Annotated in this window: 15 protein-coding genes and 1 tRNA gene; 4 read left to right on the top strand and 12 right to left on the bottom strand. The window is 67.0% G+C overall.

Annotated features, from left to right (window positions below):
* Nucleotides 1-176: 176 nt before the first annotated feature.
* Nucleotides 177-836, top strand: coding sequence for a bifunctional 4-hydroxy-2-oxoglutarate aldolase/2-dehydro-3-deoxy-phosphogluconate aldolase (locus V3B46_RS19200; protein ID WP_004153124.1), 660 nt, complete (start codon nt 177-179; stop codon nt 834-836).
* 333 nt (nt 837-1,169) lie between these two features.
* Here V3B46_RS19200 and V3B46_RS19195 read toward each other — a convergent pair whose 3' ends face one another.
* The 3 genes from V3B46_RS19195 to ispG all read right to left on the bottom strand — a co-directional run bounded on the left by V3B46_RS19195 (nt 1,170) and on the right by ispG (nt 4,013).
* A complete protein-coding gene (locus tag V3B46_RS19195; protein ID WP_329892650.1) occupies nt 1,170-1,817 on the bottom strand; it encodes a response regulator in 648 nt (215 codons plus the stop codon).
* A 200-nt stretch (nt 1,818-2,017) separates the two neighbouring features.
* Nucleotides 2,018-2,767, bottom strand: a complete 750-nt coding sequence (locus tag V3B46_RS19190) for a phosphatase PAP2 family protein (RefSeq protein ID WP_329892649.1) — start codon at nt 2,765-2,767, stop codon at nt 2,018-2,020.
* Nucleotides 2,748-4,013 carry a flavodoxin-dependent (E)-4-hydroxy-3-methylbut-2-enyl-diphosphate synthase gene (gene ispG / locus V3B46_RS19185; RefSeq protein ID WP_106467705.1) on the bottom strand — a complete coding sequence of 422 codons (1,266 nt, stop codon included), beginning with the start codon at nt 4,011-4,013 and terminating at the stop codon, nt 2,748-2,750. The genes V3B46_RS19190 and ispG overlap by 20 nt, the downstream gene beginning before the upstream one ends.
* Before the next feature lie 114 nt (nt 4,014-4,127).
* Here ispG and V3B46_RS19180 point away from each other — a divergent pair, with 114 nt between their 5' ends.
* Nucleotides 4,128-5,354, top strand: coding sequence for an ATP-binding protein (locus V3B46_RS19180; RefSeq protein WP_094000016.1), 1,227 nt, complete (start codon nt 4,128-4,130; stop codon nt 5,352-5,354).
* Nucleotides 5,351-5,920, top strand: a complete 570-nt coding sequence (locus V3B46_RS19175; RefSeq protein WP_012510702.1) for a response regulator transcription factor — start codon at nt 5,351-5,353, stop codon at nt 5,918-5,920. Before V3B46_RS19180 ends, V3B46_RS19175 begins: the two co-directional genes overlap by 4 nt.
* 21 nt (nt 5,921-5,941) lie before the next feature.
* On the opposite strand, the gene V3B46_RS19170 is transcribed toward V3B46_RS19175, so the two are convergent.
* The 9 genes from V3B46_RS19170 to pcnB form a co-directional block, all read right to left on the bottom strand.
* Nucleotides 5,942-8,839 carry a type 2 lanthipeptide synthetase LanM family protein gene (locus V3B46_RS19170; protein ID WP_329892648.1) on the bottom strand — a complete coding sequence of 966 codons (2,898 nt, stop codon included), beginning with the start codon at nt 8,837-8,839 and terminating at the stop codon, nt 5,942-5,944.
* A gap of 82 nt (nt 8,840-8,921) precedes the next feature.
* Nucleotides 8,922-9,128, bottom strand: a complete 207-nt coding sequence (locus tag V3B46_RS19165; protein WP_010484314.1) for a DUF6229 family protein — start codon at nt 9,126-9,128, stop codon at nt 8,922-8,924.
* Between the two features lie 316 nt (nt 9,129-9,444).
* Nucleotides 9,445-10,959, bottom strand: a complete 1,515-nt coding sequence (gene pgi, locus V3B46_RS19160) for a glucose-6-phosphate isomerase (protein WP_049423515.1) — start codon at nt 10,957-10,959, stop codon at nt 9,445-9,447.
* Nucleotides 10,956-11,336: an aspartate 1-decarboxylase gene (gene panD, locus V3B46_RS19155; protein ID WP_154263121.1), complete on the bottom strand. Its 381-nt coding sequence runs from the start codon at nt 11,334-11,336 to the stop codon at nt 10,956-10,958. The genes pgi and panD overlap by 4 nt, the downstream gene beginning before the upstream one ends.
* Nucleotides 11,337-11,423: 87 nt before the next feature.
* Entirely contained in the window at nt 11,424-11,921 is a 498-nt protein-coding gene (locus V3B46_RS19150; protein ID WP_329892647.1) for a hypothetical protein, read from the bottom strand.
* A 66-nt stretch (nt 11,922-11,987) separates the two neighbouring features.
* Nucleotides 11,988-12,827, bottom strand: coding sequence for a pantoate--beta-alanine ligase (gene panC / locus V3B46_RS19145; RefSeq protein WP_154263119.1), 840 nt, complete (start codon nt 12,825-12,827; stop codon nt 11,988-11,990).
* Entirely contained in the window at nt 12,824-13,639 is an 816-nt protein-coding gene (gene panB, locus V3B46_RS19140; protein WP_329892646.1) for a 3-methyl-2-oxobutanoate hydroxymethyltransferase, read from the bottom strand. Before panB ends, panC begins: the two co-directional genes overlap by 4 nt.
* 34 nt (nt 13,640-13,673) lie before the next feature.
* Nucleotides 13,674-14,159, bottom strand: a complete 486-nt coding sequence (gene folK, locus V3B46_RS19135) for a 2-amino-4-hydroxy-6-hydroxymethyldihydropteridine diphosphokinase (RefSeq protein ID WP_049423508.1) — start codon at nt 14,157-14,159, stop codon at nt 13,674-13,676.
* A 4-nt stretch (nt 14,160-14,163) separates the two neighbouring features.
* Nucleotides 14,164-15,543 carry a polynucleotide adenylyltransferase PcnB gene (gene pcnB, locus V3B46_RS19130; protein ID WP_329892645.1) on the bottom strand — a complete coding sequence of 460 codons (1,380 nt, stop codon included), beginning with the start codon at nt 15,541-15,543 and terminating at the stop codon, nt 14,164-14,166.
* 52 nt (nt 15,544-15,595) lie between these two features.
* Between pcnB and V3B46_RS19125 the strand changes: the two genes are divergently transcribed.
* Nucleotides 15,596-15,670 (top strand) — tRNA-Glu (locus V3B46_RS19125).
* The last annotated feature ends 220 nt before the right edge of the window (nt 15,671-15,890 follow it).

The following is a 15,890-nucleotide window of genomic DNA, read 5'->3' as shown; positions in this document are numbered from 1 at the left end:
TGGGCAGTAGAGCGCCCTGGCCGGGACACGCCGTAAACCCATCCATGGGGGCTCGATCGCGGCATCCATGCCGCTCACGGTCCCGGCCAGGGCGCTCTACTGCCCTTGGACAATTCCCGGCGCGTCATTTGCGCTGCGGCCACTGAATCAAGAAGAGCAAAGGCAAGGGCAAAAGCATGGGTATCGAACAACATCAGGTGAAGGCGGCGGAGCTGTTGCGTGCGGCGGGCATCCTGCCGGTGGTGACGATTCATACGCTGGACCAGGCACGTGCAGTCAGTGCGGCGCTGCTGGAAGGTGGCCTGCCGGCGATCGAGCTGACGCTGCGTACGCCGGTGGCGATGGAAGCGCTGGCGATGCTCAAGCGTGAGCTGCCGGATGTGGTGGTGGGCGCCGGTACGGTGCTGACCGTGGAGCAGATGCAGCAGTCGATCGATGCGGGCGCGGACTTCCTGGTGACCCCGGGTACGCCGCCGGCGCTGGCTGATGCCCTGGCCGCAGCGCCGCTGCCGGTGGTGCCGGGTGCGGCGACGCCAACCGAGCTGCTGTCGCTGTATGCGCGCGGCTTCCGCGTGTGCAAGCTGTTCCCGGCCACCGCCGTGGGCGGGCTGGCGATGATCAAGGGACTTGCAGGGCCGGTGGCGGACCTGAAGCTGTGCCCGACCGGTGGCATCACCGAAAACACCGCCGCCGAATACCTCGAGCAGAAGAACGTGGTCTGCATCGGCGGTTCGTGGATGGTACCGGGCAACTGGATCGCCAACGGCGAATGGGACAAGGTGCGCGCCAGCGCCGCCGACGCCGCCAAGATCATCAAGCGCGTGCGCGGCCACTGAGCCGACGCGGGTGTAGAGCCGAGCCCACGCTCGGCTCCGCGCCAGCGGAACGGAAAGCAGCCGAGCATGGGCTCGGCTCTACAGAACCATCATCCAGAGCGCGCGCAGCGCGCGACCCGCTCTCGCTTTTCCCTTCTTCTTTCCGCGGTGGACGCGCACGGAACCTGTCCGTGGCCGGGCGGATGGGTTGTGCAGGGGCGTGAGCCGCATGGATGCGGCGACCGACCTTACATGGACGTACTTGCAGCGCCCCCTGCACAGCGCATCCGCCCGGCCATCCCCCAGAATCCAACCGCACTCCACCGCGAGGGGCTCAGCCGTTGGCCGAATCCCTCACAACGGCCGTGCCGGATCCACCAGCCCGTACTGGCTGGCCATCCGCGCCAGCGCGATGTTGTCGTGGATTCCCATCTTCTCGAACAAGCGCGCCTTGTGCGTGTTCACCGTCTTCGCACTCAGGCTCAACCGCCGCGCGATGTCTTCCTGGCGCAGGCCCTGGGTCAGCAGCAACGCCACCTCCAGCTCGCGCGGCGACAGGCTGTCGAACGGCGAACCGTTGCCTTCCACCGTCGACAGGGCCAGATTCTGCGCGATGCTGGTGCCCAGGTAACGGCGGCCACCGGCCACGTCACGCACCGCGCGCAACAGCTCCTGCGCATCGCAGCCCTTGCCGATGTAACCGGCGGCGCCAGCCTCGAGCAGCCGCTTCGGCAGCGGGCCATCTTCCAGCACCGACACGATCACCACGCCGGTATTGCGGTGGCTGCGCACGATGCGCTCGGTCACTTCCATGCCGCTCACACCCGGCAGGTGCAGGTCACACAGCACCACATCGGGCAGCAGCTGGCGGACTTCACGCAGCGCGTCTTCGCCGGTCTCGGCTTCGCCCACCACTTCGATGTCGGTTTCCCCCGACAGAATCATCTTCATCCCGGTGCGGACCAGCGCGTGGTCATCCACCAGGTAGACTCGAATCGTCATTCACGTACCTCTTCGAATGCGGCCATTGCAGGTCAAGCTAGGCAGGGTGCCGATACCCTGCAAGCGCGTCTGGAATGCGGCGGCGGCGATCTGCCTTGCGCATCACAGTACGGCGCGTTGTGCTTGCCCCCTGTCTTGCAGAACCTGCTGCAACGAAACAACTGATCTATCACGTAGACGTCCCTCAACGGCCATCCACGTCAAACCCCCTGTGATGATGCTTCGCTGGCCTTCGCTGGCGGCGAGCCGTGACGTCGCCATGGGTGCCGGCGACTGAACATGACCAGATAGCACCCTACCACCCAAACCAGCGCGGCACACCATCCGGCCAGGATATCGGAGGGGTAATGCACCCCCAGGTAGACCCGGGACACGCTGACCAGCAGGCTGAATGCCGGTGCCAGCAGCAGCACCGGCCAGCGCCAGCGGGTGTTCCAGGCCAGCAGTACCAGGGTCACCGCCAGGGTCATCGAGCCCATCGCATGGCCGCTGGGGAAGCTGAACGTCGATTCCGGCGCGATCGATTCCCACAGGCTCGGCCGCTGGCGCTGGAAGAAGTGCTTGCTGCCCATGTTCAGCAGCGCCGAGCCGACGAAGCTGACCGCCACGAAGGTGGCCTCACGCCAACGCCGGTAGCCCAGCAGCACGCCGATGATCAGCAGGTCGGCCGGGATCAGGAACCACTCGTAGCCCAGTTTCGAGATGAGCACGAAGAAGCGGTCCAGCCACGGCGAATGCAGGCCATGCATCTGCCACAGCAGCGGCGCGTCGAAATGGAACGATTCAAACTCGTGCACTTCGTCCGCCAGGGCGACAAAGCCTGCCAGCGGCAGCAGTACGCCACCGAACAACAGGACCAGGCGCCAGGCGTTGCGCGCCATCCAGTGGCGGAAGCCGGAGGCGGACTCCGGTGCAGCGAGGATCGCAGGCTTATCCGGCGCTTCGGACATACTTGTGTTCGACGTAATCGTCGATCAGGGCGACGAATTCCTGGGCGATGTTGTCGCCACGCAGGGTCACCTTCTTCTCGCCATCGACGAACACGGGCGCAGCCGGGGTTTCACCGGTGCCCGGCAGCGAGATGCCGATGTTGGCATGGCGCGACTCACCTGGCCCGTTGACGATGCAGCCCATCACCGCCAGGGTCATGTTCTCCGCACCCGGGTGGTGGATCTTCCACAGCGGCATCTTCTCGCGCACGTGGTTCTGTACCACCTTGGCAAGCTCCTGGAAGAACTCGGAGGTGGTGCGGCCGCAGCCTGGGCAGGCGGTGACCAGCGGCGTGAAGGCGCGCTGGCCGGTGGTCTGCAGCAGCTCCTGGGCGACGATCACTTCCTGCGTACGCGACTGGCCCGGTTCCGGGGTCAGCGAGATGCGGATGGTGTCACCGATGCCCTCCTGCAGCAGCACACTGAGCGCCGCGGACGAGGCGACGATGCCCTTGCTGCCGATACCGGCCTCGGTCAGGCCCAGGTGCAGGGCGAAATCCGAGCGCTGGGCCAGGTCCCGGTACACCGCGATCAGCTCCTGCACGCCACTGACCTTGGCCGACAGTACGATGCGGTCGCGCGGCAGGCCGAGCTCCACCGCCTGCTCTGCCGAATCCAGCGCCGAGCGGATCAGCGCCTCGCGCAGCACGCGGCCGGCGTCCCAGGGCTGCTCACGCAGGTTGTTCTCGTCCATCAGCTTCGCCGCCAGTGCCTGGTCCAGCGAGCCCCAGTTGGCGCCGATGCGCACCGGCTTGTTGTAGCGGATCGCGAACTCGATCAACTGGGCGAACTGCAGGTCCTTCTTCTTGCCGAAGCCGACGTTGCCCGGGTTGATGCGGTACTTGGCCAGCGCTTCGGCACACGCCGGTTCGGCGGTCAGCAGCTGATGGCCGTTGTAATGGAAGTCACCGATCAGCGGCACGTCGATGCCCATCATCGCAAGCTTGTCGACAATGCGCGGGATCGCCGCAGCGGCTTCCACGGTGTTGACGGTCAGCCGCACCATTTCCGAACCCGCACGCCACAACTCGGCCACCTGCTTCACGCTGGAGGCCACGTCGGAGGTATCGGTGTTGGTCATCGACTGCACCACGACCGGCTTGCCTCCGCCTACGGTGACCCCGCCGATCTGGACGGCATGGGTCTGGCGGCGGGGCCAGGCAGTGGCATCGGAAGGGGGCGTCGGGCGGGTAACGGCGTCGTGCATGGGCGCATTCTAACGCCCGCCTCCGCATTCCGGGTCACTCGCATTCAGCCGGCGGCACGGGTGCGGCCGATTGTCGCAGGCACGGTCACGCGTGAACGCATACGATGAGCGTGAATGACCGGTCCCGACGCCCCGTTTCTCCGAACCCTGTGCAGCCTGCGCTGGCTTGCCGTAGGTGGCCAGGCCGCCACCATCCTGGTTGCCACCTGGGTGCTGGGCCTGCCGTTGCCGCAGCTGCCGTTGTGGGCGGGCGTGGCGGTACTGACCCTGTTCAACATCTACACCCAGCTGCGCCCGGAGGCGGCCGACACCGCGCCACTGACCGCATTCGGCCACATTCTGGTGGACGTGATCATCCTGACCTGGATGGTGGGCTGGAGTGGCGGCATGGCCAACCCGTTCAGCTCGCTGTTCCTGATCCTGATCGCGCTCGCCGCGTTCGCCCTGCCCCTGCGCTGGGCACTGGCGGTCGCGCTGGCCTGCCTGCTCGGCTACGCCGCCAGCGGCATCTTCGGCCAGTCGCTGCCGGATGGCTATTTCCGCGCCCAGGACCTCAACCGCTGGGGCGTGGTCGCCAATTTCCTGATTTCCGCAGCGGTCGTGCTGACCTTCTCCACCCGCCTGGCACTGGCGCTGCGCCAGCGCGAACTTGAACTGTCGGCCCTGCGCGAACGCTTCGCCCGCAACGAGGGCATCGTCGCCCTGGCCACCCATGCCGCCTCGGTGGCGCATGAACTGAATACGCCGCTGGCGACCATGACCCTGCTCGCCGATGACGTGGCCGAGCGCAGCGAAGAGCCGGAAGTGCGCGAGGACATGGAAACCCTGCGCGAGCTGCTGGTGCAGTGCCGCGAGCGCGTGCTGGCGCTGGCCGCACCGGCCTCGGCCGATGCACCGGGTCGCAGCCACTCCAGCGCCCAGCAGGTACTGGAACAGTGGCGCCTGGTGCGGCCGACCATCGACCTGCATCGCAATGACGATGCGCCGCTGCGGCTGCCACTCGACCCGGGCGTGGGCCATCTTTTGATGGTCCTGCTCAACAATGCCGCCGATGCCGGCGAACAGGCCGGCCGGCCGCGCGTGGACCTGGACCTGCGCATCGAAGGCGACGACCTGATCGGCGAAGTCCGCGACTACGGCCACGGCTTCGACGCGCGTGCCGCGGTGCTCCCGGGCAAGCTGTTCGGCAGCAGCAAAAGCGAGGGCATGGGCGTCGGCCTGGCCCTGTCCCATGCCACCATCGAACGCCTCGACGGCGAGATGTGGATGCGCCCGGCCCAGGGGGCCGGCAGCCGCGTCGGCTTCCGCCTGCCGCTGGCCCCACGCGAGGACACCCCATGAGCCTTCACCACTCCACTCTCGGCCTGCTGGTCGACGACGACGAGCTGTACCTGCGTACCCTGCAGCGCAGCCTGGCCCGCAAGGGGCTTGAAACGCAGACCGCACAGGATGCTGCCAGTGCACTGGCACTGGCCCGCCAGCATCCGCCGGCGTTCGCGCTGATCGACCTGAAGCTGGGCAGCGATTCCGGCCTGGCGCTGATCCAACCATTGCGTGCCCTGCGCGCGGACATGCGGATCCTGCTGGTGACCGGCTACGCCAGCATCGCCACCGCGGTGGAGGCGATCAAGCTCGGTGCCGACGACTACCTGCCGAAGCCGGCCACGGTGCCGATGATCCTGCGCGCCCTCGGCGAGGAAGACGACGGCCCGGCCGACGATGGCGAAATGGAAGTGCCTGATGCGATGACGCCGATCAGCCGCCTGCAGTGGGAACACATCCAGCAGGCGATGCACGAGACCGGCGGCAACGTGTCCGCGGCAGCGCGCCTGCTCGGCATGCACCGTCGTTCGCTGCAGCGCAAGCTGGCAAAGCGGCCAAGCCCGGAACGCGATCCCAGCCGCTGATCGCGACCGGACCCGTCCGGCTCAGACCTCGGCCAGCGCCGGTCGGTCCTGCGCGGCACTGGAACGCGATGCTGGGGCATCGACCCGCGCCGCCGCCGTCTCCTGCAGCAACGGCGACGGCAGCGCGCAGGCCGGATGCATGCGCAGGAAGCCATAGATCGCCCCTGCCAGGCCGATCATCAGGCCCGGAGTAAAGGCCGCGCGGGTCAGTCCGCCGACCATGCCCTGGTGCTCCTCGATCGAAGAAACGATCTCGATGGCGGCCTCGTCCTGCGGATAGGGACACCCCTCCGGATCCAACGCAGCCGCCAGCACCAGCAGCTCCCGGGTGGACACATCGCCATGGCACAGGGTGTGGCTGAACCCCCATTTGCCGCGCGCGTCGGCCACAGCCCGCCGCATGTCACGCAACTGCGCGGGATCGCCGGTGCGGGCATACAGATCCGCTGCCGCCAGACCGATGCCGACGCTGCCATGGCACCAGGTCGGGAAGTTCTTCTGCCCGTCCTGCAGGTGGATATCGCGCCAGCGCCCGGTATGCGGCTCGAACAGCGCCGCCTGGAACGCAAACGCTCCTTCGGCCAACTGCCGCCAGGCGGCCCGCTCGGGCACGCTGCCGGCATCCGAACGCGCCAGCCGTGCCAGCGCCCAGCCCATGCCCATCGCGCCGTGGCCAAAGCCACCAATCGGCTCGCGGAACTGTGGCGTCGGCCAGCGTGCGCCGTCGGCATCGACGATCGCCGCTTCCTGCATGCGGCGCCCGGCCGCAGCCGCCAACTCCAGCCAGCGCGATCTGCCGGTGGCCTCGGCCAGCGCCAGCAACGGCAGGATCATGCCGGACACGCCATCAATCAGTTCGAACTTTACCGGCCCCTGGAAACCACGACGTTCCACTCCTTCCGCACAGCGCTCGGCCAGCGCAAGCAGTGCCGGGCGCTGCAGCAGATCATGCAATGCCAGCAGGGTCCAGATCTGCGAGCCCGTGCCGACGAATCCACCATCGATCCCGGCGGGATGGCGCTCGCACATGGTCTGGAACACCGCAATGGCGCCTTCGATGGCCGGATCCAGCCCAGCCACCGGATCGGCGCGGCCCTGCTCCACTTCCCGGCGGTAGGCCGCCAGTGCGAACGCAATGCCTCCCAGCCCGAAGTACAGGTCGGGCTGCACCGGCTGGACGGTCCACCCGGTACGCGTCACCTCGGGCGTGATCCAGGTCATCGAACCGTCTTCGCCGTGCACCGCCAGCCGCAGCAGGCTCTCCACCGCGCGCGCGGCCAGCGTGCGACGGCGTGCATCCAGGTCGTCCGCACGCGGATGCTGTGCGGCATAGCTGTAGCCGGACCGAGCCTCGGCGCGGGCCAGCGCATGCTGGTTCAGGTCGGTGGCCACCAACGTGCTGCGGATGGTCACGTCTTCGAGGTCGATGCGCATCGCACGCCAGTTGTCGGCGATGGAGCGGATGCGGGTCGCGTCCAGCTGCGAAGTGAAGATCGGAATGTCACCGTGGCGCAGGTCGTCCACTTCTCCACGTACGGTTTCCAGGTCCGATGGCGCAGCCGGTGACACCGCTGCATTGCGCACCAGCAGATCGATCGCGCGTTCAACCGCCTGGGCTTCCTTGTGCAGCGAGGCTGGATGCCAGAGCATCCGCCCGAGCTCGGCGTAGGCCATTGTCGGCCGCCGCACATCCCGCACCTGGCAGCCCTCGAAAGCCGCCAGGAGTGGCATCAGTTCGCCCTTCGCATCGAGCGCGCGCAGGCGCCCACTGGCGTCGATGAAGCCCTCGCTGATGTGATCCCAGTACAACGAAACGTCCGGCTGTGGACTGGGGTGGTTCTGTGCGATGGCGACTTCGGCCTCGACCATGCCCAAGCGGGCCGGTTCCGTCCCGTCCTCGACAATCACCGGCACCTGCACCCGCGGCTGCTCGCCCGGCAGTGCGCCAGCTGCGGACAGATCCACGCCTTCCATGCCCAGGCCGGCAGTACGGAACGGCACGATTCCGGTACGCAGCACTGAATTACGCATCAGCTTGACGGCGGTGTCGTACGCATCGCCAAGCCCTGATGACTCGATGTCGATTACCCGGGAGAACACGCTTTCGGCGTCGACCACAACCGGCACCGGCCCGACCGCGATCAGATTCTCCAGATGGATGTCGGTGCCACCGACCAGGCGCAGGATTGCCAGCCAATGGCCAAGACCGCGGTAGTAGGTACGCAGTTCAAGATCATCGGCACAGTAGCGGTGCGCGGCGAAGGCGGCCCAGCCGTGGCTGCCACGATCAACTACCTTCGGCACGCATACACGGTCAGGGCCGTCACCGAAGACCGTGGACAACAGGCCATCAAGCGTCGCATCGATGCGCAATGAGCGTGGCTTGTACATCACCGTGCCGCCATCGAACTGCAGCCGTGCCACGGTCCGGCCGCCACCATGCAGGTCACCCCGTCCCAATGCAACGGCATGCAGCGTGCCCGCCGGCGCACCCAGCAACTCTGCCAGCGCCGCACGATCGCTGCCGATGCGAACAGCGAGCTCCACCACTGCCGCACATTGTCCTTCGAGCATGCGCGTCAGGCGCGGCAGCAGCACCGGATAGCGTCGCTGCAGATGCGTGCGGAAGCACTCGCTGGTGGCCAGGGCAACGAATTCGTCCAGCACCCAAGCGCTGTCAAGCGGGCTGATGTCACCGCTGCGCGCAGCGGCGTGCAGTTCCAGCAGCAGCACGCGGTTGAGTTTGAGCTGGGCATGCTCACGCAGTGCCGCATCGCCCCGTGCATGCAGCAGATCGCGCTCGCCAGGCTGCAGTGCAATGGCGGGATCATGCAGGCCGGCAACCAGCGCAGCGCGCGCCTGGGCAAGGAAATGTTCGGTGATGCGCGCAAACGCGGCCGCAGCCGGAGAAGCGGTCATTACGCCCCCTGCGAGATATCGGGAAGTCTGTTCCAGTCGCCGGCACGCAGCTGCATGCCTCTGCGTGCCGGCTCGGGTTACATCAGCAACACAGGCAGTGGTTGATCACCGATACCGTGGTGGTGCACTCGTTGGTGCCCCCGGTGATCATGGTGTCCGAAGCTCCGGTGAGGGCCGCTTCGGTGGCTGCCGCACCGTAGATGAACAGCGAACCCGCAGGGTTGGCACACCCATCCACATCGTCCGAGCCATTGAGCCAGCCGGACACAACATCGTCGTTCAGATCCATTCGCAATCTCCTGTCATTCACAACATGAGGCGTTGAGGACATGGATCGATTCCACGTCCCTTCGGATACGGCCAGTCCCTGGCATCAACATCATGCTGCGAGCGATACTGGATGACAGGTACAGCCGCCCGTGCACACTGCATTGGCACGCGATGCACAGTCAAGCTGCGCTGCGGCAGGCACGCGGATGCGCTGCATGCGCAGCACGGAAACGACACGGAATGCGTGGCCGCGCGGACATTCATGCACGACCGGATCGAACGCAACGGGAAAGGCATGGGATGGCCGGCCGGCGCCGGCACATCCGCAGGCCGGGTCAGCCCTTCAGCTGCGCCAGGATCTCGCGGGTCATCGGATCGGCAATCGCCACATCCTCACCCTGCAGCGCCGGCAACAGGCCACTGGCCAGCTGCTTGCCAAGCTCGACACCGAACTGGTCGAAGGCATTGATGTTCCAGATCACCGACTGCACGTACACGGCGTGTTCGTACATGGCGATCAGTGCGCCCAGCGCCTGCGGGGTCAGCGCGTCGAGCAGGATCAGCGTGCTCGGGCGGCCGCCCGGGTAATCACGGTGCGGGTCGTCGCTGCTCTGGCCATTGGCCAGTGCTTCAGTCTGCGCCAGCAGATTGGCCAGCAGGGCCTGGTGATTGATCGTGTAGGGATCGTCGTTATGCACGCAGCCGATGAAATCTGCCGGAACGATGCTGGTGCCCTGGTGCAGTGCCTGGAAGAAGCTGTGCTGCACATCGGTGCCCGCGCCGCCCCACCACACCGGTACGGTGTCGGTGGTGACCGGCTGGCCGTCGCGCTGCACGCGCTTGCCCAGGCTTTCCATCACCAGCTGCTGCAGGTAGGCCGGCAGCAGCGCCAGACGCTGGTCGTAGGTCATCACCGCGTGCGTGGCATGGCCCAGCAGGTTGCGGTTCCAGATGTCGGTCAGCCCGTGCAGCACCGGCAGGTTGCGCTCCAGCGGTGCATCCAGCGCATGCGCATCCATCTGCGCCGCGCCTTCCAGCAACTGTTCAAAGCGCTCGAAGCCGATTGCCAGCGCGATCGGGAAACCGACGGCCGACCACAGCGAATAACGGCCACCGACCCAGTCCCACATCGGCAGTACGCGATCGGCGGCGATGGCGAAGGCCTTGGCGGCGCGTTCCGGATTGGCGCTGACCGCATACAGGCGCTCGCTGCCGCCCAACCAGTCGTGCAGGATCTGGCCGTTGAGCAGGGTTTCCTGCGTACCGAAGGTCTTGGAGATGAGGATGCCGGCGGTCTTCGCCGGATCCAGCGTGGCCAGTGTGCGCTGCATGGCGGCGCCGTCCACGTTCGATACGAAATGCACGCGCAGGCGCGCACCGGTGACCGGGCGCAACGCATCGGCGACCAGGCGCGGACCGAGATCGGAACCACCGATGCCGACGCTGACCACGTCAGTGACGCCGCTGTCTTCCAGCGCACGCACCAGCACGCCCATGCGCTGGCGGATCCCACGCGCGGTGGCATAGGCCTCGGCTGCAACCGGCGCATCGACCACGTCGCCGCGCAGCGCGGTATGCAGCGCTGCGCGACCTTCGGTCAGGTTGACCTGCTCGCCACGGAACAGGCGGGTGATGGCGCCACCGACATCACGCTCGGCAGCCAGCGCCAGCAACGCCTGCAGCGCCGCGGCATCGTATTTCTGCCGCGCGAAGTTGACGTACAACGGACCGACCCGCAGCGCCAGATCCTGCACGCGGCCGGGTTCGGCGGCGAGCAGGCTGGGAATGCTTGCGCCCTTCAGGCGCTGGGCGTGGGAGTGCAGCGAGTCGAATCCGTTGTTCGTTGTCATGCGGCCTGGGTCGGGATCGTGTCGTTGGTGTGGGTGATCTGGTTCTTGCCATCAACGTACACCAGCTTCGGCTTGAAGCTGTCAGCTTCCTGCTCGGTCATGCTGGCGAACGCGGCGATGATGATGATGTCACCGACCTGCACGTGGCGCGCAGCACCACCGTTGAGCGAGACAACGCCGCTGCCGGCTTCGGCGCGGATGGCGTAGGTCGAGAAGCGCGCACCGTTGGTCACGTCCCAGATGTGCACCTGCTCGAACTCGCGGATGCCCGTGGCAGCCAGCAGGTCGTCGTCGATGGCGATCGAGCCTTCGTAGTTCAGCTCGGAATGGGTGACGGTGGCGCGGTGGATCTTGGTCTTGAGCAGGGACAGGTGCATGGGGGCGCTGCAACGGCAAAGGAAAGAGCGGATTCTAGCACCCGCTTGGCCATCGTCAGGGGGCCGCAGCAGGACGCTGAAGGCTGTTCAGGCCCCCTCCCCCGGCGGCGGCGGCGCGGCACGCCCGGAACTGCCCTCCAGAGACAGCCGGAACACCGTATGGAAGGCCAGCCCGGCGACCAGGCCGAAGCCACCTGCGGCCAGCACCTGCAAGGCATAGCTGATCACGTCGAAGGTGTCGACATAGCGCAGGCGCTGCAGCAGCGGACCATTGTCCGCGCCCGGCCAGGTGCAGGTGGCCATGGCCAACGCGCCCAGCCCTGAGCCGACCAGCACGAATCCGGTCCGGCGCAGCCGCTGTTGAGACTGCAGGATCAGCGCCATCGGCAGCAACACCGCGATCGCGTTGCTCACGGCCAACACGAACATCAGCCCACCGCCGGTAATCGCAGGCATCGGCGTGCGCCTGAATTCAAGCGCGAACAACAGGCCGCCAAACAGCTGGGCCGGCAGCATGCCGGCGGCCAGCACCGCCAGGATCGAGGCCTGGGCAAGACGGCCGGTATCGGTGCTGGGGGTCTTCATTTCCGGTCTCCCGTCCGTGGGAAGTCGAGAGGCGCCCGTTGCGGGCGCCCCGGAGCCGCATGTGGCTCAGAACTCCAGGTTGTCGATCAGGCGCGTGGTACCCAGGCGTGCGGCGATAAGCGCCACGCGGCCACCGCCGTCGAAGGTCGGCTCGGCCAGCTCCGGGGTGCGCAGCACCGCATAGTCGACCTGGAAACCGGCCGCCTGCAATGCCGCCGTGGCGTCGGCCTCGATGCGATCACGTGCCTGCCCGGCCACGTAGCCTTCGCGCATGCCCAGCAGGGTGCGGTGGATGGTGGTCGCAAGCGGGCGCTGTTCGGCGCTCAGGTACTGGTTGCGCGAACTCTTGGCCAGGCCATCCTCGTCGCGCACGATGTCCGCACCGACGATCTGGATCGGGAACGACAGCTCGGCCACCATCTGGCGGATGACCGCCAGCTGCTGGTAATCCTTGCGGCCGAACACGGCTACATCCGGCTGCACCTGCAGGAACAGGCGCGCCACCACCGTGCACACGCCATCGAAGTGCCCCGGACGGCTGGCGCCTTCCAGCACTTCACTCACGCCCGGCGCGTGCATGCGCGTGGTTTTGTCCACGCCCAGCGGGTACATCACCTCGACGCTGGGCAGCCACACCGCATCGCAGGCGGCCTGCTCCAGCCCGGCCACGTCGGCCTCGGGCGTGCGCGGGTAGCGGCTGAAATCCTCGTTCGGCCCGAACTGGGTCGGGTTGACGAAGATGCTCGCCACCACCTTGTCGGCGTACTGGCGGGCCAGGGTCACCAGCGAATGGTGGCCACCATGCAGGTTGCCCATGGTCGGCACCAGCGCCACGCGCAGGCCCTCGCGCTTCCACTGGGCGATCTGCTCGCGCAGCGCGCCGAGCTCGTTGAAGGTCTGGATCATTGGGCGTACGCGTGCTGTTCGTCGGGGAAACTGCCGTCGCGCACCGCGTCGGCATAGGCGCGGGTGGCACCAGCCACCGAACCGCCTTCGGCAAGGAAATCCTTGACGAACTTGGGACGGCGATGACCACTGTCCAGGCCGAGGAAATCGTGCAGCACCAGCACCTGGCCATCGCACTGCGGGCCGGCACCGATGCCGATGGTCGGCACCTCCACCGCCGCGGTCACTTCCGCGGCGACCGGGGTCGGCACGCATTCGAGCACCATGATGCTGGCGCCGGCAGCGGCCACCGCCCTGGCATCTTCCACCAGCTGGCGCGCGGCATCGCCACGGCCCTGGATCTTGAAGCCGCCCAGGCGCAATACCGACTGCGGGGTCAGGCCGAGATGGGCGCAGACCGGAATCTCGCGCTCGACCAGGTAGCGAATGATGTCGACCTTGAAGCCGGCACCTTCGATCTTGACCATCTCGGCACCGGCCTGCAGCAGCTGCAGCGAGGCATCCAGCGCGCGTTCCGGGGTGGCATCGGCACCGAACGGCAGGTCGGCCACCAGCAGCGCACGCTGCAGCACGCGGGCCACGGCGCGGGTGTGGTAGACCATGTCGGCCACGGTCACCGGCAGGGTCGAATCATGCCCCTGCACGACCATGCCCAGCGAATCGCCGATCAGGATCAGGTCGATGCCATTGGCATCGAAGGTGCGGGCGAAGCCAGCGTCGTAGGCGGTCAACATGACCAGCTTCTGGCCATTGCGCTTGGCATCGGCCAGGGCGGGAACGGTCCAGGGCTTGCTGTCTGCGTGGGTGCTCATGTGCTGATAACCGGGGGAGATAACCCGGGCATTATCACCCTATCGGCGCAATCCCGCAGGCATCCACCCGCATCACTGCATCCCGCACGCGGCCATGGCCGGGAATGGCCAGATCCGGCGCGATTTCGGCCAGCGGCACCAACACGAAGGCACGCTCGTGCAGGTAAGGATGCGGCACCTGCAGACCAGGCTGGTCGAGCACCTGCGCGCCATACAGCAGCAGGTCCAGGTCCAGCGCGCGCGGGCCCCAGTGCACCGCCGGATCGCGTACGCGACCAAAACGCTGCTCCAGCGCCAGCATCGCCTGCAGCAGCGTATCGGCGGGCAGCGTGGTCTCGACCGCAGCCACCGCGTTGACGAACGGCGGCTGATCTTCATTGCCCCAGGCCGGGGTGGCGTACAACCTCGACGCTTGGCTCAGGCGCGTACCGGGCAGGTCGTCGAGCGCGGCAATCGCCGCGCCGACGGTGACGGCCGCATCGCCAAGGTTGGCGCCGAGGCCGATCCAGGCAAGGGTCATCGTTTTACTCGCCAGCCGCACCGGCCGGCGCGCCCGGACGACGGCGGCGACGGCGGCGCTTGCGTGGCGCCCCGCTCTCGCCATCACCTTCTTCGCTGTGCATCACGTCCAGCGACGATTCCAGTTCGCGGGCGGACTGCGCCTGTGCCTCGCGCCAGAACTCGACATCGGCAGCGTGCTCGGCCGAGGCCACCTGGCGCAGGCTGAGGAAGTCGAACGCAGCGCGGAAACGCGGATGGGTCAGGGTACGGAACACGCGCTTGCGCTGGCGCGAGCCGAAACGTGACTGCAGCAGCCAGATCTCCTGCATCGGCAGCGAGAACCGGCGCGGCAGCGCGATGGTGCTCAGCTGCTGCACAGTGACGCGGTCGGCGGCACGGCGCTGCGCCTCTTCCGGTGCTACACCCTGCTTGAGCAGGGTTGCCTGGGCGCGGCAGAACGCCGGCCACAGCAGCAACGCGAACAGGAACGACGGCGAGACTGGCTCGTCGTTGGCCACACGTGCATCAGTGTTGGCCAGCCCCTCGACCAGCATGCGGCGCAGCGCGCCGGTGCGGTTGGACTTCAGCGCCTTGGCACTTTCCGGGAACAGCACGTCGAGGAGGCCGTAACGCTCAAGGCCTTCGAAGCTTGCCACGCCGTGCCCGGACAGGAACAGCTTGAGCACTTCCTCGAACAGGCGTGCCGGTGCGGCTTCGTTGAGCAGGCCGGCCAAGTGCGGGATCGGCGCGGCGGTGCCCTCTTCGATCTGGAAGCCGAGCTTGGCCGCCAGGCGCACCGCACGCAGCATGCGTACGGGGTCTTCCTGGTAGCGCTGCTCGGGGTCGCCGATCAGCTTCATCAGGCGCGCCTGGACGTCTTCGAAGCCGCCGGTGTAATCGCGCACCGAGAAGTCCTCGATGGCGTAGTACAGGGCGTTGCAGGTGAAGTCGCGGCGGACGGCGTCGTCTTCGATGGTGCCGTACACGTTGTCGCGCACGAGCATGCCGTTTTCCATCTCGCGGTCGCCGCTGCCGTCGTCGCTGTTGGCACGGAAGGTGGCGACTTCGATGATCTCGCGGCCGAACACGACGTGGGCGAGGCGGAAACGGCGACCGATCAGGCGGCAGTTGCGGAACAGCTGCTTGACCTGTTCGGGCGTGGCATCGGTGGCCACGTCGAAATCCTTGGGTTGGCCATTGACCAGCAGATCACGCACCGCACCGCCGACAAGGTAGGCGCCGAAGCCGGCATCGCGCAGGCGATAAAGCACGCGCAGGGCGTTCGGGCTGATGTCCTTGCGGGAGATCGTGTGCTGGTCGCGCGGGATGACGCGCAGGCTGAACGGTGATGTAGCAGAGGAAATGATGTTGGCGCTTCCGGTTGAAGTTTCGGGATTGCCCACTGGCATCGAGGTGCATATACTAGCGCTCCTGCCTCGGCAGCGACACAGTTACGCTCCCTTCGTCTAGTGGTTAGGACGTGGCCCTCTCAAGGCTAAAACAGGGGTTCGAGTCCCCTAGGGAGCGCCAGTCGCCGCAGCAGGAACCGAAAAAGCCCGCCTTGTGTGGGCTTTTCTGTTTTCCGGGGTTTGCCGGTGGCTGCGGTCGGGTTGGTCGCTCTGGCGCCTCCTTGCTCCTGCGTGAGAGGGGGCGGGCCACCCTTGCCTGGACACGCAAAAGCCCATCCATGGTGCTCGATGGCGCCATCCATAGCGCCAACGGTCCAGGCAAGGGTGGCCCGCCCCCTCCT

The organism is Stenotrophomonas sp. SMYL11, from assembly GCF_036320005.1.
GTDB classification, from domain to species: Bacteria; Pseudomonadota; Gammaproteobacteria; order Xanthomonadales; family Xanthomonadaceae; genus Stenotrophomonas; species Stenotrophomonas maltophilia_A.
This window is presented reverse-complemented; position numbering and strand designations above follow the sequence as displayed.